At 59.0% G+C, this 20,813-nt stretch carries 19 protein-coding genes and 2 tRNA genes; 9 read left to right on the forward strand and 12 right to left on the reverse strand.

Annotated features, from left to right (window positions below; genetic code table 11):
- Positions 1-104 precede the first annotated feature (104 nt).
- Positions 105-422 (forward strand): hypothetical protein, encoded by a 318-nt coding sequence (locus WMO20_RS01395; protein ID WP_097779079.1) that lies wholly within the window; start codon positions 105-107, stop codon positions 420-422.
- Positions 423-529: 107 nt separating this feature from the next.
- Here the strand turns inward: WMO20_RS01395 and WMO20_RS01400 are convergent, their stop codons facing one another.
- Together WMO20_RS01400 and WMO20_RS01405 are read right to left on the reverse strand one after the other, a co-directional pair.
- Complete coding sequence (locus tag WMO20_RS01400; RefSeq protein ID WP_349185601.1) at positions 530-1,081, reverse strand: rhomboid family intramembrane serine protease; 552 nt, start codon at positions 1,079-1,081, stop codon at positions 530-532.
- A gap of 77 nt (positions 1,082-1,158) precedes the next feature.
- On the reverse strand, positions 1,159-1,647 hold the full coding sequence (locus WMO20_RS01405; RefSeq protein WP_316540595.1) for a CYTH domain-containing protein: 489 nt from the start codon (positions 1,645-1,647) through the stop codon (positions 1,159-1,161).
- Between the two features lie 110 nt (positions 1,648-1,757).
- On the opposite strand from WMO20_RS01405, the gene WMO20_RS01410 reads away from it, so the two are divergent.
- The 5 genes from WMO20_RS01410 (at position 1,758) to pyrG (ending at position 9,223) form a co-directional block, all read left to right on the forward strand.
- Positions 1,758-2,987: a class I SAM-dependent rRNA methyltransferase gene (locus WMO20_RS01410; protein WP_349185602.1), complete on the forward strand. Its 1,230-nt coding sequence runs from the start codon at positions 1,758-1,760 to the stop codon at positions 2,985-2,987.
- Positions 2,988-3,310: 323 nt separating this feature from the next.
- Complete coding sequence (locus tag WMO20_RS01415; RefSeq protein ID WP_349185603.1) at positions 3,311-5,398, forward strand: glutamine synthetase III family protein; 2,088 nt, start codon at positions 3,311-3,313, stop codon at positions 5,396-5,398.
- Positions 5,399-5,560: 162 nt separating this feature from the next.
- Positions 5,561-6,880, forward strand: coding sequence for a glutamine synthetase family protein (locus WMO20_RS01420; RefSeq protein WP_349185604.1), 1,320 nt, complete (start codon positions 5,561-5,563; stop codon positions 6,878-6,880).
- Positions 6,881-6,913: 33 nt separating this feature from the next.
- Entirely contained in the window at positions 6,914-7,492 is a 579-nt protein-coding gene (locus WMO20_RS01425; RefSeq protein ID WP_349185605.1) for an ANTAR domain-containing response regulator, read from the forward strand.
- Between the two features lie 99 nt (positions 7,493-7,591).
- On the forward strand, positions 7,592-9,223 hold the full coding sequence (pyrG, locus tag WMO20_RS01430; protein ID WP_308564828.1) for a CTP synthase: 1,632 nt from the start codon (positions 7,592-7,594) through the stop codon (positions 9,221-9,223).
- A 69-nt stretch (positions 9,224-9,292) separates the two neighbouring features.
- On the opposite strand, the gene WMO20_RS01435 is transcribed toward pyrG, so the two are convergent.
- The 3 genes from WMO20_RS01435 to WMO20_RS01445 form a co-directional block, all read right to left on the reverse strand.
- Positions 9,293-11,146: a sensor domain-containing diguanylate cyclase gene (locus WMO20_RS01435; RefSeq protein WP_349185606.1), complete on the reverse strand. Its 1,854-nt coding sequence runs from the start codon at positions 11,144-11,146 to the stop codon at positions 9,293-9,295.
- A 381-nt stretch (positions 11,147-11,527) separates the two neighbouring features.
- Positions 11,528-11,607: transfer RNA gene (locus tag WMO20_RS01440), tRNA-Leu, on the reverse strand.
- Between the two features lie 38 nt (positions 11,608-11,645).
- Positions 11,646-11,729 (reverse strand) — tRNA-Leu (locus tag WMO20_RS01445).
- Positions 11,730-11,979: 250 nt separating this feature from the next.
- Between WMO20_RS01445 and WMO20_RS01450 the strand changes: the two genes are divergently transcribed.
- The gene (locus WMO20_RS01450; RefSeq protein ID WP_349185607.1) at positions 11,980-12,831 is read left to right on the forward strand and encodes a polysaccharide deacetylase family protein; all 852 of its coding nucleotides are present in this window, start codon (positions 11,980-11,982) and stop codon (positions 12,829-12,831) included.
- Positions 12,832-12,837: 6 nt separating this feature from the next.
- Here WMO20_RS01450 and WMO20_RS01455 read toward each other — a convergent pair whose 3' ends face one another.
- From WMO20_RS01455 to WMO20_RS01485, 7 genes are all read right to left on the reverse strand, one after another.
- Entirely contained in the window at positions 12,838-13,683 is an 846-nt protein-coding gene (locus tag WMO20_RS01455) for a MerR family transcriptional regulator (protein WP_349185608.1), read from the reverse strand.
- A 137-nt stretch (positions 13,684-13,820) separates the two neighbouring features.
- Positions 13,821-15,224: an aminopeptidase gene (locus tag WMO20_RS01460; RefSeq protein ID WP_349185609.1), complete on the reverse strand. Its 1,404-nt coding sequence runs from the start codon at positions 15,222-15,224 to the stop codon at positions 13,821-13,823.
- 24 nt (positions 15,225-15,248) lie between these two features.
- Positions 15,249-15,914, reverse strand: coding sequence for a lytic transglycosylase domain-containing protein (locus tag WMO20_RS01465; RefSeq protein ID WP_349185610.1), 666 nt, complete (start codon positions 15,912-15,914; stop codon positions 15,249-15,251).
- Complete coding sequence (gene coaE, locus WMO20_RS01470; RefSeq protein ID WP_349185611.1) at positions 15,911-16,528, reverse strand: dephospho-CoA kinase; 618 nt, start codon at positions 16,526-16,528, stop codon at positions 15,911-15,913. Before coaE ends, WMO20_RS01465 begins: the two co-directional genes overlap by 4 nt.
- Positions 16,525-17,550, reverse strand: a complete 1,026-nt coding sequence (locus tag WMO20_RS01475; RefSeq protein ID WP_316540584.1) for an L-threonylcarbamoyladenylate synthase — start codon at positions 17,548-17,550, stop codon at positions 16,525-16,527. Before WMO20_RS01475 ends, coaE begins: the two co-directional genes overlap by 4 nt.
- 91 nt (positions 17,551-17,641) lie before the next feature.
- Entirely contained in the window at positions 17,642-18,727 is a 1,086-nt protein-coding gene (gene prfA, locus WMO20_RS01480) for a peptide chain release factor 1 (protein ID WP_308564842.1), read from the reverse strand.
- Positions 18,728-18,777: 50 nt separating this feature from the next.
- Entirely contained in the window at positions 18,778-18,969 is a 192-nt protein-coding gene (locus tag WMO20_RS01485; protein WP_005926458.1) for a DUF951 domain-containing protein, read from the reverse strand.
- A gap of 201 nt (positions 18,970-19,170) precedes the next feature.
- Here WMO20_RS01485 and WMO20_RS01490 point away from each other — a divergent pair, with 201 nt between their 5' ends.
- Both WMO20_RS01490 and WMO20_RS01495 read left to right on the forward strand, forming a co-directional pair.
- Positions 19,171-20,106 (forward strand): S1 RNA-binding domain-containing protein, encoded by a 936-nt coding sequence (locus tag WMO20_RS01490; protein WP_112090082.1) that lies wholly within the window; start codon positions 19,171-19,173, stop codon positions 20,104-20,106.
- A 108-nt stretch (positions 20,107-20,214) separates the two neighbouring features.
- Complete coding sequence (locus WMO20_RS01495) at positions 20,215-20,766, forward strand: DUF4364 family protein (RefSeq protein WP_249241951.1); 552 nt, start codon at positions 20,215-20,217, stop codon at positions 20,764-20,766.
- The last annotated feature ends 47 nt before the right edge of the window (positions 20,767-20,813 follow it).

Consider the following 20,813-nt stretch of genomic DNA (forward strand, 5'->3'; position numbering starts at 1 on the left):
TTAGTTCAACAAATCGAAATTTGTAGAATTAGTAAATCTCGATTTTGGGAAATACAAAAATGTGTCTCATTATGGTTTTAATGCGGTTTGTAAGGAGAAACAATATGATAGGGTTTGTTATATGGTCACTTTTGGGAGTGTTTATAATTGGATTAGGAATAAAAGATATGTTTTCTAAGAATCCCGTTGGATTCTGGGCTAATACCGAAACAATAAAAGTAAAAGATGTGAAAGGTTACAATCGTGCGAGCGGACTATTGTTTATAATCTATGGAATCATTTTTGTTATATTAGGAATTCCGCTGTTAGAAGGTCAAAATACACCATACGTCCTGTTGTCGGTTATTGGTGTGATGGTGGAAACAATTGTAATTATGGCTGCTTATAGTTTAGTTATCGTTAAAAAGTATGAAGAGAAGTAAATAACTTCCAGTTTGTCGCACTCATTATTTTTCTTTCTTGTATAAACGGGATACCGGAGCGTCCGCAGACGCTCCGGTATCCCGTTTTTATCCATAATTCTTCTCTTTTATCTGCGGCTGCGCGCCGGGTGGCGGTGGAGGGCGCAGTAATAGCCGAAGGCGGTGCCGCACAAGCCGCCTACGATGTGCATAAAGTTTGCCACGTTATCGTGCACAAAGATGATATCGTACACCTGCTGGCCGAAGTACAGCGCCGCCACCAGCAGCATGGTGACCGGGATGCCGCCGGAGAAGCCCGCCAGCGAGGAGAGCATGATGAGCATGAACACGATGCCGGACGCACCCAGCAGCCCTGTGTTGGGGAACAGGATGCATTGCAGCACACCGGTGACCAGCGCGGTGAGCAGAATGCCCTTGAGCAGCGGGATGCTGCCGTATTTTTCCTCCATGGGCGGGCCAACCACCAACAGCAGCAGCATATTATTGAGAAAATGCTCCCAGTTGGCATGGCCCAGCACATGACCGAACAGCCGGATGTAGCCCAGCGGGTCCCGCCACGAGGAGCGGTACACGCAGAACAGGTTCATGGTGCTCCAGCCGTTCGTCCAGCCATCTGCCAGCAGCACCAGCATGGACAGCAGAAAAAAGGTAAGGATCACCGGAGAGTTATACTGGAGCTCCAGCTTCAGCTTGATCTTTTTCGTAAACAGTCATTCCCTTCACAGTATTATCGGCTTTACCCTCTGGTTTGCACCCAGTATGCGCCCATGCTCTGGCCGGGCTGGTTCGTCACTTCATCGTTGAGGTACGCCGCAAGGCCGCAGGCTTCCGGTTGCCAGCGGAGCGCGGCTTCCACCGTGGGGTACTCCACCTCGGCGTACCAGAACGCTGTGGGCAAGCCCTCGTCCACATGGTTCACCTCCAGCACCGCGCCGTCCGGCAGACGGTAGCTCCGGCGCACCTTTTTGATCAGGGGTTTGCCAATGATCTTTTCCTCCAGCTGCACAAACAGGTCTTTATCGATGCTGCGCTCGATCTCCTCCCGTGCCAAGCCCCCTGCGGACTTGAAGCAGAGGATATAGTCGGTGCTGCCGCCGGTCAGTGCTTCCTCCCGGATGCGCACCGTGGGCTGCACGCTGATATAGCCCTGCCGCATGGTGAATTCTTCCTCAAGGGGCAGCCCCTCCGGCCAGCCGGTCACCATCCATTTGCGTTCGATCTCCATAGCGTTCTCTTCCTTCCGCAAAATTTTGTATTTATTCTACCATATTTTTATGTTATGATAAAGAGCAGAACGAGCATCATTTTGCGCATTCTTAGTTGAAGGAGCATTTTATGAAAAGCGAACGCACTTATCCTGTATATAAAGTCAACAAGCACGCCGAAGGGCTTTTGGTGGGCGGGCACCCCTGGGTGTACGAGAACGACATTCTGGAAGCCCCCGGCACCGAGCCGGAAAACGGCACGCTGGTGGATGTGGTCAGCCCCAAGGGCGCATACCTCGGCACCGGTTTTCTCTCGCTGCAAAGCAAGATCCGGGTGCGGCTGATCTCCCGCAACGCCAACGATACCTTTGATACCGCCTTCTGGCGGCGCCGGGTGGAGTACGCATGGGCTTACCGCAAGACCGTGCTGGAGCCCGCCGACCTTTCCGCCTGCCGCTTCATTTTTGGCGAGGCAGACCAGTTCCCCGGGCTGACGGTGGACCGGTTCAACAACGTTCTGGTCACCCAGACTTTGAGCGTGGGCATGGAAAAGCTGAAGCCGGTGCTCTTCCCCCTGCTGGCCGAGGTACTGCGGGCAGACGGACAGACCATTGACGGCATCTACGAACGCAACGATGAAGCCCTGCGCGCCAAGGAAGGGCTGGAACAGAACAAGGGCTGGTTTGCCCTGCCCGGCGAGAGCCACCCGGAAACCACCCAGACCGAGATCTGTGAAAACGGCGTGTACTACCATGTAGACTTTGAAAACGGGCAAAAGACCGGCTTTTTCCTTGACCAGAAATACAACCGCCGGGCTGTGGCACGCCTTGCCGCCGGGCACACCGTGCTGGACTGCTTTACCCACACCGGCAGCTTTGCCTTGAACGCTGCCAAGGGCGGGGCTGCCCGGGTGACCGCCGCCGACATCAGCGCCGAAGCCATTGCCATGGCAAAGCGCAACGCCGAGCGCAACAACCTCGACAACATGGATTTCCTCTGCGAGGACACCTTTGCCCTGCTGCCCCGGCTGGAAAAGGAGGGCCACCCCTACGACTTTATCATTCTGGATCCCCCTGCCTTTACCAAGGCGCGCCGCACGGTGGAGAACGCCATGCGCGGCTACAAGGAGATCAACTACCGCGCCATGAAGCTGCTGCCCCGGGGCGGGTATCTGGCCACTGCCAGCTGCTCCCACTTTGCTACCGAGGAGCTGTTCATCAAGATGCTGCGCGCTGCCGCTAAGGACGCCCACCGGCAGCTGCGGCAGATCGAGGTAAAGCAGCAGGCACCGGATCATCCCATTCTGTGGGGCGTGCCGGAAACGAATTACCTCAAGTTTTTCCTGTTTCAGGTCATCTGACGCTTTTATAATAAAGAACAATTACAGCGTTCTGCGCACATTCCGACTGAAAAAGGCTGTCCTGAAAGGGGCTTTTCTCCCGTAAAAGTCATACCAATCGCGGTTGTTCCAAAAATACGGGATCGTGTTTGTACAGAATCGTCAGTTTTGTCAATTGCCTTTTTTGCCCGCAAAGACTATAATCTAGCCATAGACAGCAACGGCGCTGTGGGTCACCTCCTGACTCGCAGCGCCGTTTTTGTTAAGATGTAAGCAAGCTTTGGGTTTCTGCATTGCGGCAGACCCAAGGCGAAAAAAGTAAGATCAAGTAAGGAGTAGGATTTATGGCAGCAAATGTTATGGAGATCTACGGCAGCAAGGTCTTTAATGAGCACGTTATGAAGGAGCGCCTGCCCAGCGCTACTTACAAGAGCTTGAAGAACACCCTGCACAAGGGTGCTCCGCTGGATATTGAGGTGGCAAACGTTGTCGCCAGCGTGATGAAGCGCTGGGCTATGGAGCTGGGTGCTACCCATTACACCCACTGGTTCCAGCCCCTGACCGGCATCACCAGTGAGAAGCACGATGGCTTCGTCAGCCCTGTGGGCGACGGCACCGCCATCATGGAGTTCTCCGGCAAGGAGCTGGTACGCGGCGAGCCCGATGCTTCCTCCTTCCCCTCCGGCGGTCTGCGCGCTACCTGCGAAGCACGCGGCTACACCGCATGGGACCCCACCAGCTACGCCTTTGTGAAGGATGACGTGCTGTGCATCCCCACCGCATTCGTCAGCTACACCGGCGAGGCTCTGGATAAAAAGACTCCCCTGTTGCGTTCCATGAACGCACTGTCCGGTCAGGCCGTCCGCATCCTGAAGCTGTTCGGCAAGGATGTGGACTACGTTTCCACCACCGTTGGCCCTGAGCAGGAGTACTTCCTGGTCAAGAAGGAGGATTACGAAGCACGTCAGGATCTGATCCTCACCGGCCGCACCCTGTTCGGCGCTCCCTCTGCCAAGGGTCAGGAGCTGGAGGAGCACTACTTCGGTGTCATCCGTCCCGAGGTTTCTGAGTTCATGAAGGAGCTGGACGAGGAGCTGTGGAAGCTGGGCGTGCCCGCCAAGACCAAGCACAACGAGGTGGCTCCCTGCCAGCACGAGCTTGCTCCTATCTTCGATACCACCAACGTAGCCATCGACCACAACCTGCTGACCATGGAAATGATGCGCAAGATCGCCCCCAAGTACGGTCTGGTCTGCCTGCAGCACGAGAAGCCCTTTGAAGGCGTGAACGGCAGCGGCAAGCACAACAACTGGTCCATGAGCACCACCCACGAGAACCTGCTGGATCCCGGCGACACCCCCATGGAAAACCTGCAGTTCCTGATCTTCCTGGCCGCTGTCATCAAGGCTGTGGATGAGTACGCCGATCTGCTGCGCACCTCTGTGGCCACCCCGGGCAACGATCACCGTCTGGGCGCAAACGAAGCACCTCCGGCCATCATCTCCATCTTCGTAGGCGAGGAGCTGGAAGCCGTCATCGATGCTATCGCATCCGATTCTCCCTATGCCGGCCCCGTCAAGATGAAGATGGATCTGGGCGTGGATGTTCTGCCCAAGTTCAGCAAGGACACCACCGACCGCAACCGTACCTCCCCCTTCGCCTTCACCGGCAACAAGTTCGAGTTCCGTATGCCCGGCTCTGCCGAGAACCTGAGCGACTGCAACACCATCCTGAACACCGCTGTTGCCAAGGAGCTGAAGGGCTACGCCGACGAGCTGGAGGGCGCTGAGGACTTTACCAGCGCAGCCATCGCTCTGGTCAAGCGCACCATCCGCGACCATCGCCGCGTCATCTTCAACGGCAACGGCTACACCGCCGAGTGGGAAGCCGAGGCAGCCAAGCGCGGCCTGCCCAACAAGAAGAATACCCCCGCTGCTCTGCCCGCACTGGTCGAGCCCAAGAACATCGCCCTGATGGAGGAGTTCGGCGTGCTGACCAAGGTGGAGATGGAAAGCCGCTACGAGGTGGAGATGGAGCACTACTCCAAGATCATCAACATCGAGGCTCTGACCATGCTGGAGATGGCCCGCAAGCAGCTGCTGCCCGCCATCAACGCCTACATGAGCGAGGTTGCCAACACCGCCGCCTCCAAGCTGGCTGTCAGCGAGCACATCAGCGTGCGCAGCGAGACCAAGACTTTGGAAAAGCTTTCTTCTGACGCCGATGCCATGAGCGATGCCATCGACACCCTGCAGGATGCCGTGAATGCCGCAAAGGCACTGCCCACCGAGAGCGAGAAGGCCGTTGCCTTCCACGATAATGTTCTCCCGGTAATGGACGCCCTGCGTGCCGCTGCCGACGATGCCGAGACCATCTGCGGCGAGGATTACTGGCCTCTGCCCAGTTACAGCAAGATGCTTTACTACGTCTGATAGTCTCCTGACAACGTAAAAAATAAGCATCCGCCGGCTGCCGGATCAATTAGCCATTCTCCTTTTCCTATTTCTTACACCAGCCCAAAGACCTGCTCCCTTTTTGAGGGCAGGCCTTTGGGCGTTTTACTTGAAATGAATTTTTTGTAAGGGGGGTTATTTATGAGCTATTCCACCCAACAGGATATTCTGGATTTCGTGGAGGACAACAACGTCAAATTTGTGCGCTTTGCCTTCTGCGATATTTTTGGCACCCAGAAGAACATTGCCGTGCTGGCCAGCAACCTGTCCAAGGCGCTGGAAGAGGGCGTATGCTTTGACGGCAGCTCCATTGCGGGCTTTATGCATGTTGAGGAAAGCGACCTTGTGCTGCGGCCGGATCTTTCCACCGTGACCATCCTGCCGTGGCGTCCCACCGAGGGGCGGGTGATGCAGTTCTTCTGCGATGTGGAAAAGCCGGACGGCGCATCCTTTGGCGGCAACTGCCGGGGCTTTTTGCGGGATGTGAACCGCAAGTTCAAAAAGCTGGGGCTTACCTGCAACGTGGGTACCGAGTGCGAGTTTTATCTGTTTGAAAAGGACGACCGCGGCCGTCCCACCTGCATTCCCATCGACTTTGGCGGATATTTTGACGTTGCGCCGCTGGATGCGGGCGAAAACCTGCGCCGGGATATCTGCCTGACCATGGAGCAGATGGGCATGGCACCCCAGCACAGCCACCACGAGAGCGGCAACGGCCAGAACGAGATCGACTGCCGCTACGCAGGGCCGCTGAAAACCGCCGACAACGTAATGACCTTTAAGCAGATCGTCCGTGCCATTGCCATGCGCAACGGCCTGCACGCCAGCTTTCTGCCCAAGCCCCTGCCCCAGCAGGCCGGCAGCGGGCTGCACATCAACCTCTCGCTTTACATGGACGGCAAAAACCTGTTTGAGGGCGATATTGCCCCGGACAGCGTAGCCGGCAGCTTTATGGCAGGTGTGTTGGCACACAGCCGGGAGCTGACCGTGTTCACCAATCCCCTGCCCAACAGCTACCAGCGCTTTGGCTGTGACGAAGCGCCCCGCTATGTGAGCTGGAGCCGCCAGAACCGCAGCCAGCTGGTGCGCATCCCCATGGTCAAGGGCGACAGCTGCCGCATGGAGCTGCGCAGCCCGGACCCCGCCTGCAACCCGTATCTGGCCATTGGCCTGATCCTTGCCGCCGGACTGGACGGCATTGAAAAGCGCATGGTGCTGCCCCCGCCGGTGAACCGCAACCTGTTCGATGCCGCTGAGGCCGAGGGACTGGGCCTTGAGACCCTGCCCGCCACCCTTGAGGAGGCGGTGCAGGTTGCCGAGGAGAGCGAGTTCTTGCGCAAGGTGCTGCCGGAGGGGCTTTCTAAACGCTATTTCTCGGAGGAGCTCAAGCGCTGCGCCGCATTGCGGAGTGCGCCTGACCAGGCCGAGCACGAGCGCGTCTACTATTTTAACGCCATCTGATCCCTGCCTGCGCAGGAGAAAGGAGTGCGGAAAATGGGACGCGCACTGATCGTAAGCGCCGGTGCCAACTCCAACGAGTATATCGCCGCGCGACTGTCCGAGATGGGTTACAGCCGCCCGGTGATCATTCCCAGCGGAGCCGAGGCGCGGCGCAGAATGTCGGAATCTGATTTTGAGTTGATCGTGGTCAACGCTCCCCTGCCCGATGAGTTCGGGCACGAATTGTGCATCACCGCTGTGGAGCAGACCGATGCCGGTGTGGTCTTTCTGGTAAAGGCTGCACAGTCCGAGCAGCTGCTTGCCCCCTTGAACGAGCAGGGGGTGCTGCTGCTGAGCAAGCCCTTCACCACCCCGTTGTTTTTGCAGGCCATGCACATGGCGGCTGCCGGCAACCACCGTCTGCAGCGTCTGCGGCAGGAGAATGCCCGCCTGCAGGACAAGATCGGGCAGCTGCGGCTGATCAGCCGGGCAAAGTGCTGTCTGGTAGAGCACGCCCACATGACCGAAGCCGAAGCGCACCGCTACCTTGAAAAACAGGCCATGGACACCCGCCGCGACCGCGCCGAGGTGGCGCAGGAGGTGCTGGAGGAGTACGCTGACAGAAGCGAATAATAAGCAGGGCTTCGCCCCGCACCCGCCGGGAAAGGGGTGCGCCGGGAATGAGCCTTTTATAGGAGAGTTTTATTTTACGACAGAGGAAGGTATATTTTTATGGCAAAATTTATTTTTGTGACCGGCGGCGTGGTCTCCGGTCTGGGCAAAGGCATTACTGCTGCATCTCTGGGTCGGCTTTTGAAGTGCCGCGGCCTGAAGGTGGCCAGCCAGAAACTGGATCCCTATGTGAACGTGGACCCGGGCACCATGAGCCCCTTGCAGCACGGCGAGGTGTTCGTGACCGATGACGGCACCGAGACCGATCTGGATCTGGGACACTACGAGCGTTTTATCGACGAAAACCTGAACAAATACTCCAACCTGACCACCGGCAAGGTATACTGGAACGTGCTGAACAAGGAGCGTCAGGGCGCTTATCTGGGGCAGACGGTGCAAATCATCCCCCACATCACCAACGAGATCAAGAGCTACATCTACAATCTGGCCTCCTCCACCGAGGCGGACGTGGTCATTACCGAGATCGGCGGCACCACCGGCGACATCGAGAGTCAGCCCTTCCTTGAGGCCATCCGTCAGGTGGGTCTGGAGCAGGGACGGGAGAACTGCTGCTTCATCCATGTGGTGCTGGTGCCCTACATCTCCGGCTCGGACGAATACAAATCCAAGCCCGCCCAGCACTCGGTCAAGGAGCTGCAGGGCATGGGCGTAAGCCCCGACATCATCATCCTGCGCGCAGACGGCAGCGTGGGCAGCGATATCCGCCGCAAGATCAGCACCTTCTGCAACGTCAAACCGGAGTGCGTCATCGAGAACCTGACCATGCCCAGTCTCTACCAGTGCCCGCTGATGCTGCACACCAACGGTCTGGACGATGTGGTGGTGCAGCAGCTGCATCTGGATGTTCCCCCCGCCGACCTGACCGAGTGGAAGCAGGTAGTCTCCCGCATTGCCACCCGCAGCAAGACCTGCACCATTGCACTGGTGGGCAAGTACGTCAAGCTGCACGATGCATACCTCTCGGTGATGGAAAGCTTGTACCACGCCGGGTTTGAGAACGACAGTCAGGTGGAGATCCGCTGGGTGGAAAGCGAGGATCTGACCGATCAGGCTGCCTGCAAGGAAGCTTTTGCAGACGTGGACGGCATCATCGTGCCCGGCGGCTTTGGCGACCGCGGCATCGAGGGCATGATCCAAGCCGCCCAATACGCCCGCGAGAACCATGTGCCCTGCTTTGGCATCTGCCTTGGTATGCAGATCATGGTCATTGAATTTGCCCGCAATGTGCTGGGCTACAAGGACGCTAATTCCAGCGAGTTCACCCCGGACGGTGCCCACAACGTCATCTCCCTGATGCCGGATCAGCAGGGCAACATTCCCAAGGGCGGCACCATGCGTCTGGGCAAGTATCCCTGCACAGTGGCGCCCGGCACCAAAATGGCCGAGTGCTACGGCGAGAGCGAGATCTGGGAGCGCCACCGCCACCGCTATGAGTTCAACAACGACTTCCGGCAGGAGATGCAGGACGCCGGGCTGGTCATCTCCGGCACAAGCCCGGACGGCCATCTGGTGGAGACGGTGGAGCTGCCCGGTCGCGACTTCCATCTGGGCGCACAGTTCCACCCGGAGTTCAAGAGCCGCCCCAACCGCGCACATCCCCTGTTCAAGGGCTTTATCGCCGCTGCGCTGCGCTACCGCGCTGCCGCCCAGCGGGATATGCTGCATCTGTAATAGCATAATATAACGGCAAGGCCGCAGCACAAAATACCGTGCTGCGGCCTTGCTTTATGTAAGACAATTTTAAATGCCTTCCGCGCCGTCCTGTCTGGCGTGGTTTGCCTGCTTATTCTCGTACATCCGCTGGTCGGCGATGCAGCGCACCTGCTGCACGTCCACGCTTTCGGCGGGGTACAGGGCGTAGCCGCAGCTGGCACCCACGCTCACGGTATTGCCGTCGATCTCGTAGGGCACGGCGATCATCTCACAGATCATGTCCATCTTGCGGGCGCAGGTCTCCTGCGTCATCGGACCGAGCAGCAGCAGGGCGAACTCGTCACCACCCAGACGGAAGGCGTAATCCCGGCTGCGGATGCAGCTCTGCAGCCGCTGGGCAACGCCCTTCAGCAGCTCATCGCCCACATCATGGCCGTAGGTATCGTTGACCGGCTTGAAGCGGTCCAAGTCCATATAGAACAGCGCAAAGGGCTGGCTGTGCTGCTCCAGCACGGTCAGTACCCGGTCAAAATAGCGCTTGTTCAGCAGGCCGGTCAGGCCATCGGTGTTGGCAAGGCTTTGCAGCAGGTGCTGCTCTCCCATATCCTGCACGATCATCATCACGCGGGTCAGGCGGTCGCCCTTCCACGCCATGGGAACCACCGTCATCATGAAAAACGCGCTTTTATCGCGGGCGGCGTATTCCAGCTTGAGGGAGTCGTTGTCCGTTTTGATCAGCCTGCGCAGATTTTCCGGTGCCAGCATCTGGGTGATCTTGGCGTTTTCGCTGTCGGTCAGCACCACATACTTGCGCGATATCTGCTCCAGCAGCTGCTGGTAAGAGCCCTCCGGCGGGTACAATGCTTCTCCGTGCCGCTCGTAGTACTGGTAACGGTCGCGGTCCAGATCACACACTGCAAAACGCTCCACAACGCGCGCCATGCCCGCAAACATCATATCACTCTTTTCCCGGCGGCGCTCCAGCTCCCTGCGGCGGTTGCGCTCCGCGTCACGCTGGATCTTTACCACGCCTGCCATGATCAGAAGCCCCAGCAGCGCAATGACTAAAATGGTAGCGTTTTGCACCCGGCGCATCCCGGCATCCACCACCCCGGTGGGCACGATGCCGATGATGCTCCAATCCAGAATGCTCAGCGGCTGATAGATCAGGTAATATTTCTGCCCGTTCATGGTGAACAGCACACAGCCCTCGCCGCCCTGCGGCAGGGTCTGCACCATGGTGTCATAGTAGGGCTTATCCACACGGGCGTTCTGCTGCAAGTAATCAAACAGGTTGGTCATCTGCTCGGGGATCTCGGTCTTTGTCTCGGTGGAAAGCACCACATCGCCGTTTGAACGCACAATATAGCAATCGCTCTGTCCCTCATAGACCATGCTGCCCAGCAGCTTTTCCAGCACGGCGTTGTCGTAGCTGACCGCCAGCGCCGTATAGGTGGTGTCACCCAGCTGCAAGGGCTGTTCCATAGGCATGGCAAACATGATCTTACGGACGCCCTGACTAGAGGTGTAGCTGGTGATCACCGGCTCGTTTGCAGTATACAGCTCCTCAAAAGCCGCCCTCATATGCTCTGCTGTGCCCTGCCGCCCGGCGGTGGTCCAGAACTCGCACTGCTCGTTGAATAGGTAAAAATCTGTGTACTGCCATGTAGCCTTTTGGGCAATATACTCCTGCCACTGCCCCTCCTGCTCTCCCCGCTCCGCAAGGGCACCCAGATAGCTGTCCCAGTCGGTCAGGATGTTCCAGTTGCGCTGCGCAAACATGGTAAAGGTCTTGGCAGACTGCCCATAGGTGGAAAGCAGGTTTTCCGTGCTTTCCTGATAGATCTGCTCCTGCGTATAATCAGTGTAAACAAGGATGCCGACCAGCAGTGCCAGCAGCATCCCCGCTATGAGCAGGATATTTTTTCGTTTCTTCATCATAAGGCTGTTTCCTCCGACTGCCCCGCAGCCAGACCCCTTCACAATACGTTCTTCCAAAGGCTTTATCCTGAAGCGCCATGCACAAAGTTCCGCAAAAGTGCACAAGCGCCGCGTGTCAGCTCCCATATAAACCGACACTATTCCTAATAATATTATACCATCCCGCAAAAGAGCCTGTCAACACATCCCCGGGGCGATTCGTGTCGTTTCAAGGGCGATTCACGCAGATTTGCCCTGTAAAGCTTGCAGACTTTTTGCAGACTTTCGGATAGCAAGTAAGTGCAAATATCAGTTAGTATTCGATAGTATTTGATAAGCCGCAAATACAAAAAATCCGCATGAACACTGATTTTTCCAGTATTCATGCGGATTTTCACGTTATGCAGAAGAAGGGACTTGAACCCTCACTCACAAGGAACTGGTGCCTAAAACCAGCGTGTCTGCCATTCCACCACTTCTGCTCATAGAAAAAAGGCAAGTCAAAAACCGACTTGCCTTCTGGTGCGAGGGAGGGGACTCGAACCCCCAAGGATAAACCACACGCACCTCAAACGTGCGCGTCTGCCAGTTCCGCCACCCTCGCATACCTGTTGTACAGTTCTCCGGTTTTTGAGGTAGAAAACCGTTGGTGCGGACTGCTTGCATATAGTAACACATTTCCGGCAATTCGTCAAGTGGTTTCTTTGTTTCTCATAAGTTTTTTTAAGTTTCATATCTATAATAGCAGCGCAACGCGCGCGCAAAGGCAGCTTTCCGGGCAATTTCACAGGTCATTTGTGCGCGGAAAGCCTGTTTGCGGCGCTGCGCCCAGAGCAAAGGAGGGGTGTTTGTATATGAAACTTTTTGTGCGGCGCACCGGCGGGCGCATCGGGCTATGGGGCGGGCTGCTGGCAGCAGCACTGGCAGCGTTTGCGGCGGGGTGGCTGGTACCGGTACGCGCACCGGCGGGCTGCAAGCTGAACGAGCTGACCGCCGCGCCGGACTTCAGCCCCTTTTCCCCTGCTGCGCCGGTGGTGGCTGCATCCGATGCCGGTACGCCCGCAGCCCCTTCCCTGCCGGAAAAATGGGTCTGCCTGACCTTTGACGATGGTCCCAGCAAGACCACCCCGGAGGTGCTGGCGGCTCTGGATGCCGCCGGGGTGCACGGCACCTTTTTTGTGGTAGCTACCGGCTACAACGAGAAATATCTGCCTTTGCTCACGCAGGCCGCTGCCGCCGGGCATCAAATCGCGCTGCACTCTGCCTCCCACGAATACAGCGACATCTACCGCAGCAGCGCCGCCTACTGGAAGGATATCACCCTGCTGAAGGAGCGCATTGCCCCCTATGTGGACGCCGAGAACATCCGGTACCTGCGCTTTCCCGGCGGCAGCACCAACACCGTGAGCCGCCGCTACGGCGGCAAGGGGCTGATGCCGCAGTTGAAAACCGAGGTAGAGCAGCGCGGCTGGCAGTGGGTGGACTGGAACGTCTGCGCCGAAGACGCCGTGGGCGGGCACCCCAGTGCAGATACCATCTACCGCAATGTGGTGCGGGAGACCGGCGAGCAGACCCATTGTGTGGTGCTGATGCACGACTCTGCCACCACCCGCACCACCGCCGAGGCACTGCCGGATATCATCCGGTGGTATACAGACAACGGCTACACCTTTTTGACCGTAGCCGAGACGCTGCCGCTGGGGTAACGCGCCTTATAGCCACTTTTCAAAGCAGCGTCCCAGCAGCACTCCGGCAGAGACCAGCACCGCCAGCCAGAGCCAGCCTGCACCGCCGGTGACAAGCCACCCCGCCGCCATAATGGCGGCAAAGGTGCACACCGGCGGCACAGCGATGCGCAGGATGCGCAGCAGTTTCTCCCGCCGGGGCGGCAGTCCTGCGTCCAGCTGCTCGGGGTGCATGGCATCGCAGCAGATCTCGTCCCGGTATTTGCCCGGGTTGCGGTAGGCTTTATATGGAATGCCATCCAGCGAGAACTCCGGGTACATCCCCTCTTTGGTCAGGGTGAACTGTATTTCCTTTTCCTCTGCATAGGTCTGCAACGCCGCCGTAAACTCCTGCGGGGTGTTGATGCTGCCCTGCGGGATAAAGAAAAAGTGCTTTTGATGCTGCACCTGCGTCAGCGTGCAGTAATCCTGCAGCCAGCCGGAGAAGAAGCCCTGCTGCGGGGCGGGGCTTTCCATGCGGGTCAGGCAGGCGTCCACGTCCAGCGTGTCCATCTGCGGAGCCTGCCGGGCAAGGTCGGCGCAGAACTGCATGGCTGCCGCCAGCTGCGCCGCCTGCTGCTCCAGCACGGTCTGCTGGGCTTGCAGCGCCTGTTGCAGGGGCTGTTCCCCGCGCAGTACCGCTTTGATGGTAGGCAGCGGCACATCCAGCATCCGCAGCATACGGATAAGTTTAAGCGTGCGGACATTCCCAGCGGTGTAATCGCGGTAGTCATTGCCCTGCCTGCGTGCCGGTGTGAGAAGCCCTTCTTTTTCATAAAAGCGGATGTTCGGGGCGGACACGCCGCTTTGTTCGGAAGCCTGTTTGATGTTCATTTGCTTCACCTCCGCCCTTACATTACACCTTAAAGCCAGTTGAAGGTCAAGGCTTTTGCGCAAAAAAACCGAGCCGCCGCACAAAAATGTGCAGGCAGCTCGGTTTTTTAATGCAAAATATCCGTCAGCGCGGGGGATCAGTCAGCAGACTGGCAGAACACAGAGAAAGTGCGGTAAGCCATGTACAGGTCGGTCTTATGGATGACCTCGAAGGGAGAGTGCATGGACAGCACGGGCACGCCCAGATCCAGCACCTTGATGCCGCGGTTTGCCACATACTTGGCAATGGTGCCGCCGCCGCCCAGATCCAGACGACCCATCTCGCCGATCTGCCATGCCACGTTGTTGGCATCCAGCATACGGGTGATGTCGCCCACCAGCTCGGCGTTGGCGTCGCTGGCAGAGCTCTTGCCGCGGCTGCCGGTGTACTTGAAGATGGCAATGCCGCGGCCGGCGTAGGTGCCGTTCTGCTTCTCAAAGGCGCTTGCCCAGCTGGGGTCGTAGGCAGCGGTCACGTCCGCAGACAGGCACACGCTGTTGCGGAAGGCCAGGATATCGTCCTGACCGGCAGCGCGGCAGAGCAGCTGCATAAAGTGGAACACATACATACTCTGCATACCGGTCACGCCGTCGGAGCCGATCTCTTCCTTATCGGTCAGCACGCAGATGGTGGTGTGCACAGGGTCCTTGGTCTCGATCTCGGCCAGCAGTGCGGGGTAAGCATCCACACGGTCATCGTGGCCGTAGGCACCGATCATGGAGCGGTCAAAGCCCACATCGCGTGCCTTGGCAGCGGGCACGACCTCGATCTCGGCGCGGGTGAAGTCGCGCTCGGTGATGCCGTACTTCTGGTTCAGCAGGATGAGGGTGTTCAGCTTGACAGCCTCCTTGACGTCCTCTTCCTCCACGGTGTCAGAGCCGATGAGCACGTTCAGCTCCTCGCCCTTGATGCCCTCGCTGAGCTTGCGCTCGTTCTGCTCGGCACCCAGATGGGGCAGCAGGTCGGTGATGCAGAACACGGGATCGTTCTCGTCCTCACCAATGGCAAAGTTGACGCTGGAGCCGTCGGCGCGGGTGAACACGCCGTGGATGGCCAGCGGGATGGTAGCCCACTGGTACTTGCGCACACCGCCGTAGTAGTGGGTGCGGAAGTAGCTCATGTGGTCAGACTCGTACAGGGGGTTGGGACGCAGGTCCAGACGGGGGCAGTCGATGTGGGCGATGACCAGACGGAAACCCTCCTCATAGGGCTTCTGGCCGATGGTAGCCGCCACAACAGCCTTGTTCTCCTGAATGAAGTAGACCTTCTCGCCGGGGGCGTAGGCCTTTTTGGGCTCAAAGGCCTTGTAACCGGCAGCCAGCAGCATCTGCTCGCTGACAACGGCAGCCTCGCGCTCGGTCTTGGCGCTGTCCATAAATTTCTTGTAGCCCTCGGCAAAGGCAGCAGCCTTTTCCTTTACATCTGCCTGCTTGTCGGCAGCGTATTCGGGGGTGTAGAGCAGCTTTTCGGCGTACTCTTTTGCAGTAAGTTTCTCACTCATGATTTTTTGCTCCTTAACTTTTTATCATTGACCTGCGTACAGACGCTGATAGGTCTGGTAGCAGGCGGTGATCTTGTTGACGTAGTGGTGCATCTGGTTATAGGGGAAGCCCTGCAGCGTTTCCCCGTCTGCGGAGTGTTCCTCCATTTGCAGCAGCTGATCCACCGTGCCCCAGCCGCTGTGGTAAGCCGCTGCCGCCGTGGATACATCCCCTTTGTAGCGCACCATACACAGGTGCAGGTAATAGCACCCAAAGCGGATGGCGGTATCGGGGCTGTACAGGTCTGCAAAGGTCAGCGGCTCGTCCGGGGCAATTTTGCTGCGCAGCCAGAGAAAGGTCTCCTCAGTCATCTGCATCAAGCCCCGGGCATCCACGCTGGAGGTAGCCTGCGGGTCAAAGCCGCTTTCGGTGCGGATAAAGGCGTAGACTAAAAGCGGATCCAGCTCGTAGGCGGCTGCCCATTTTTCCACCAGCTGCTCGTACTTGCGGGGGTACAAAAGCCGCTCTGCCCGGTTGCACAGGGGCGGCACGGCACACACCGTAAGCACCACAGCCAAGCACAACGCAGCCAGCCGCAGCACCAGCTGACGGCGGCGCTGCTGTTTGCGGCGGCGCAGCTTTTCCCGCGCGGCGCGGCGCTCCCGGGCGGCGATGGGGTCGTAGGTTTTTTCGTAATTTTGTTCGTTCAAGGTGCTGCCGTCACGCCCCCTTCTGCCTGCAGCTGCTCACACAGGCGGGCGGCTGCGGCTTGCAGCGCCTCCAGCCCGGCGTCGTTGTGCAGGGTGTAGTCCGCCTGTGCGGTCAGGGTCTGTTCCGGGGTCTGGGCGTTCAGGCGGCGGGCAGCCATCTCCGGCGAGATGCCGTCCCGCGCCACGATGCGCGCCACGCTGGTCTCAAAGGGCGCGGTGACCACGCACAGGCGGTCGCACTCGGCCTGCGCCGCCGTGCCCACGATGACCGCACCGTCCAGCACAAAAAGGGGCGCTCCAGCGGCCTGTGCCGCCTGCTTTGCCGCGCGGATGCGTGCCACGATGGCGGGGTGGGTCAGGCTGTCCAGCGCGGCCTTGCCCTCCGGGGTGGCAAAGGCACGGTCAGCCAGCAGGCGGCGATCCAGCGTACCGTCCGGGCGGAGGATTTCCCCGCCGAACCGCGCCGCAAGCTGCGGCAGCAGCGGCGAGCCGGGCAACAAAATTTCCCGGCTGAGCTGGTCGGCGTCGGCCAGCGGCACGCCGTGGGCGGCAAATACCGCCGTGACCGTGGACTTGCCGCAGCCGCTGCGCCCCGTGATGCCTAAAGTTATCATAGGTCGATCACCCGGAAGGCGGCGGCGCGGATCAGGCGGTTGTACACTGCCATGGACAGGCCATCCTTCTGCGGGCAGCGGGCGTAGACCACGCCGTCGCCCTGCTCATCCAACGCCCGCAGGGAGCGGAAGATGTGCTTTGCCTGATCGGCACCGTCCCCCTCGCGGCCGTATTCCACGCAGGGCACATCCAGCTTTGCGCTTTCGCCGGTAAAGCACAGGCAGCTGGGGTTCTCGTTTTTATGGGCGTCCACATAGGCTTTGAACTGCTCAAAGGTGCCGTTGAGCAGGGTCACATCGGCCTTGGGGGCGTAGTGCTTATACTTCATGCCCGGGCTGCGCACCACAGCGCCCTCCGGCAGCTTTTCCAGAATGGCCTTGGACACCTCTACCTCTTCGCCGAGGGCGCGTTCCAAGTCCTCCAGCGTGATGTGGCCGGGGCGGAACAGGGTGGGTTTCTCCCCCACCACCGACACCACAGTGCTCTCCACACCCACATCGCACTCGCCGCCGTCCAAGATCAGCGGCAGGCGGCCGTCCATATCGGTGAACACGTCCTGTGCGTTGGTGGGGCTGGGCTTACCGGAAAGGTTTGCGCTGGGGGCGGCAAAGGCGCAGCCGCTCTGCTGGATGACTGCCCGCGCCACCGGGTGGCTGGGCATACGGATGCCCACGGTATCCAGCCCGGCGCAGCATTCATCTGCCACCTCCGGCCCGCGCGGCATGATGATGGTCAGTGGGCCGGGGCAGAAGGCTGCCATCAGCAGCTGGGCGCGCTCCGGCACCTCGCTGACAAGGCCCGGCAGCATCTCCGGCCCGGTGACGTGGACAATGAGGGGGTTATCCTGCGGGCGTCCCTTGGCTACAAAGATATTGCGCACCGCCGCGCCGTTGCGGGCATCGGCGGCAATGCCGTAGACCGTCTCGGTGGGCAGGGCTACAAGCTGTCCCTGCCGCAGCAGCTGTGCGGCCTCGGCGACTCCTGCTTCATCGGCAGGTAAAACTCTGGTTTTGATTTCCATACGAATCATCGTTCTTTCTATCTGTAAAGTATAGTTGCTTGTCAGGCTTTTCTATCGTTTTACGGTCATTCTGCATCTGCTGAACCGGCGCTTATCCACCCAGCTTTTGCAGCTTTTCGGTCTGCTCGCGGGTGGCAAGGGCGTCGATCACCTCGTCCAGATTACCGTCCATGATCTTTTCCAGATTGTGGACGGTCAGGCCGATGCGGTGGTCGGTGCAGCGATCCTGCGGGAAGTTGTAGGTGCGGATCTTCTCGCTGCGGTCGCCGGTGCCCACCTGCCCCTGACGCTGGGCGTTGATGGCGTCCTGCTGCTCCTTCTGCTTTTGCGCAAGCAACCGGCTGCGCAGGATCTCCAGCGCCTTATCCTTGTTCTGGAACTGGCTGCGCTCGTTCTGGCACTCCACCACCGTACCCGTAGGGATATGGGTCACACGGATGGCGCTGGAGGTCTTGTTGATGTGCTGACCGCCCGCACCGGAGGAGCGGAAGGTGTCAATGCGCAGATCCTTCATGTCCAGCGCAAAGTCTACCTCCTCTGCCTGCGGCATTACCGCCACGGTGGCGGTTGAGGTGTGGATGCGGCCTTGGGTTTCGGTCTCCGGCACACGCTGCACCCGGTGCACCCCGCTCTCGTACTTGAGGCGGTTATACGCACCTGCGCCGTCCACCGAGACGATGGCTTCCTTTACGCCGCCAAGCTCCGTCTCGTTCAGGTTGAGCACTTCCAGCGTCCAGCCGCGGTTCTGGGCGTACATGGTGTACATCCGCAGCAGACTGTGGGCAAACAGGGCGGCTTCCTCGCCGCCGGCACCGCCGCGGATCTCCATGATGACGTTTTTGCCATCGTTCACGTCCTTGGGCAACAGCAAAATTTTGAGATTATTTTCCAGCTTTGCCACATCTTGACTTTTTTCGCTGATTTCCTGCTGTATCATCTGCTTGAAGTCCGGGTCAAGTGTTCCGGACTCCTCCAGCAGAGCTTTGGCCTGCGCCAGATGATCCAGCGCGGTCTGCCAGTCCCGGTAAGCCTCCACCACCGGCTCAGTGTCGTGATACTCCCGCATCAGCTTGCGGAACAGTGCCGGGTCGGCGGCGGTATCGGGCTGGTTCAGCCGCATGGAAAGCTCCTCAAAGCGGCGGCAGACCGCATCCATCCGGGAAGAAATATCTTGCATTCTTGCAGTTCTCCTTACAAATTCGTTCCGGTTCGGGTGCGTTGGCTGCGCTACTGCGCACTGCCGGGCTTTACCACCTTTTTGATGTTCTTTTCAATTTTGGCGCGGGGCAGCATGACCTCGCGTCCGCAGCCGGTGCAGCGGATCTTAAAATCCATGCCCACCCGCAGCACCTCGAAGCTGGATGCTCCGCAGGGGTGCTTTTTGCGGGTGAGGATGGTATCTCCCACAGCGATGTCCATATTTATCCGACCTCTCCCTTCTTTTCTGCCGCGCAGACGCCCGGCAGAGCCAGTGTGTGCCGCCGCCCGCATAGCGGGTGCAGCGCATACAGATATAGTATAATGCAAAGCCGCACAAAATGCAAATATCTGCGCACACTGCTGCATATCGTTGTAGCATCGCACAGAGACCCGAAAACTATATAGAAAGAGGAATGAAACATGATGCAAGCTTATCGTACCGAAAACAGTTACCGTTCTGCCGCCCGCCTGTCCCCTGCCGAACTGCGGGCTGCCATGGCCAGCGGCGAGATTTTGCAGGCCACCGCCCTTGCCTTTGACACCCGGCGGCAGCTGCGGTTTGAGTTAGGCGGCGTAAAGGCGGTGATGCCCTTTGCCCAGTGCGCAGACGGTGCCGAGACCGGCACCGTGCGGGATATTGCGGTGCTGACCCGGGTGGGACGCCCCACCTGCTTTGTCATCGAGGGGCTGGAAACGGACGAGGACGGTGCGCCCTGCTACCGGCTATCCCGCGCCAAGGCGCAGCAGCTGTGCAAGGCAGAGTATCTGGACACCCTCTCGCCCGGGGACATCCTGCCCTGCACAGTGACCCACATCGAGCCGTTCGGCGCGTTTTGTGACGTAGGCTGCGGCATCAGCGCCCTGCTGCCCATCGACTGTATGTCGGTAAGCCGCATCTCCTCCCCTGCCGACCGGGTAAGCGTAGGGCAGCAGATCTTGTGCGCCATCAAAAACCGGGACGCACAGGGGCGCTTTGTGCTGACCATCCGGGAGCTGCTGGGCACATGGGCGGAGAATGCCGCCCGGTTCACCGTAGGCGAAACGGTGGTGGGCATCGTGCGCAGCGTGGAGGAATACGGCACCTTTGTAGAGATCGCGCCGAACCTTGCCGGCCTTGCGGAAAGCTGCACCGGTCTTGCTCCCGGGCAGGCGGTAAGCGTCTACATCAAAAACATTTTGCCGGAGAAGATGAAGATCAAGCTGGTCATCGTGAACCACGCCCTGAGCCAGTCCCACCGGTTTGAGCTGCGGTACTTTGTCACCGAGGGGCATCTGGACCGGTGGGTGTACTCCACACCGGAATGTCCCAAGCGCATTGAGACAGATTTTGCCGTTGCGGCTTGCAATCCGGGCTGAAAGCCTTTATACTAATAGAAAGAGTTTTTGTCTGCCCGCTGCCCGCCCTTTCCGCAGCGGCGCAGGCCTTTGATACCATGTGAAAGCGCAAGGGGGATGTAAGGAACGATGAGCGCCAATGATGCTTTTACCGCCGGTGTCCGTCCCGGCGGCCTGACCAGCAGCACCGAGATCCGGCTGCTATTGTGCTATCTGGTGAAAAACGCCGGTCCCATTACCCGGCAGGAGATTGAGAACGCCCTGATGGAGGAAGCCCTTGTCAACTATTTTGAGATCGGCTCCTGTCTGGACGATATCACAAAGCAGGAGCTGGTCACCCTGACCGGCGACAGCTATGCCATTACTGACAAGGGCCGCAAGGTGGCGCAGGAGCTGGCCTACGATCTGCCCCGCAGCGTGCGGGAGCGGGCGGTGGCTGCCGTGCTGCGCTGCCAGACATGGGCCCGCAAGGAGGCCAAGTACAGTGCACGCATCACCGAAAAGGCGGACGGCCACTGCACCGTGCGCTGCACCGTAAAAGGGCTGGACAGCGAACTGTTCTGCCTGGAACTGGGCGCACCCGACCGGCTGAGCGCCGAACTGGTGAAGAAGCAGTTCATCCTGAAGGGCAACGAGATCTATCAGCTGCTGATCAACAAGCTGACCGAGGAAGAAAAATAAGACAGAACGATCCCCGCCCGCTGTAAGCAAACCTTACGGCGAGCGGG

The sequence above is a fragment of the Faecalibacterium intestinale genome, from assembly GCF_040096575.1.
Taxonomy (GTDB): Bacteria; Bacillota; Clostridia; order Oscillospirales; family Ruminococcaceae; genus Faecalibacterium; species Faecalibacterium intestinale.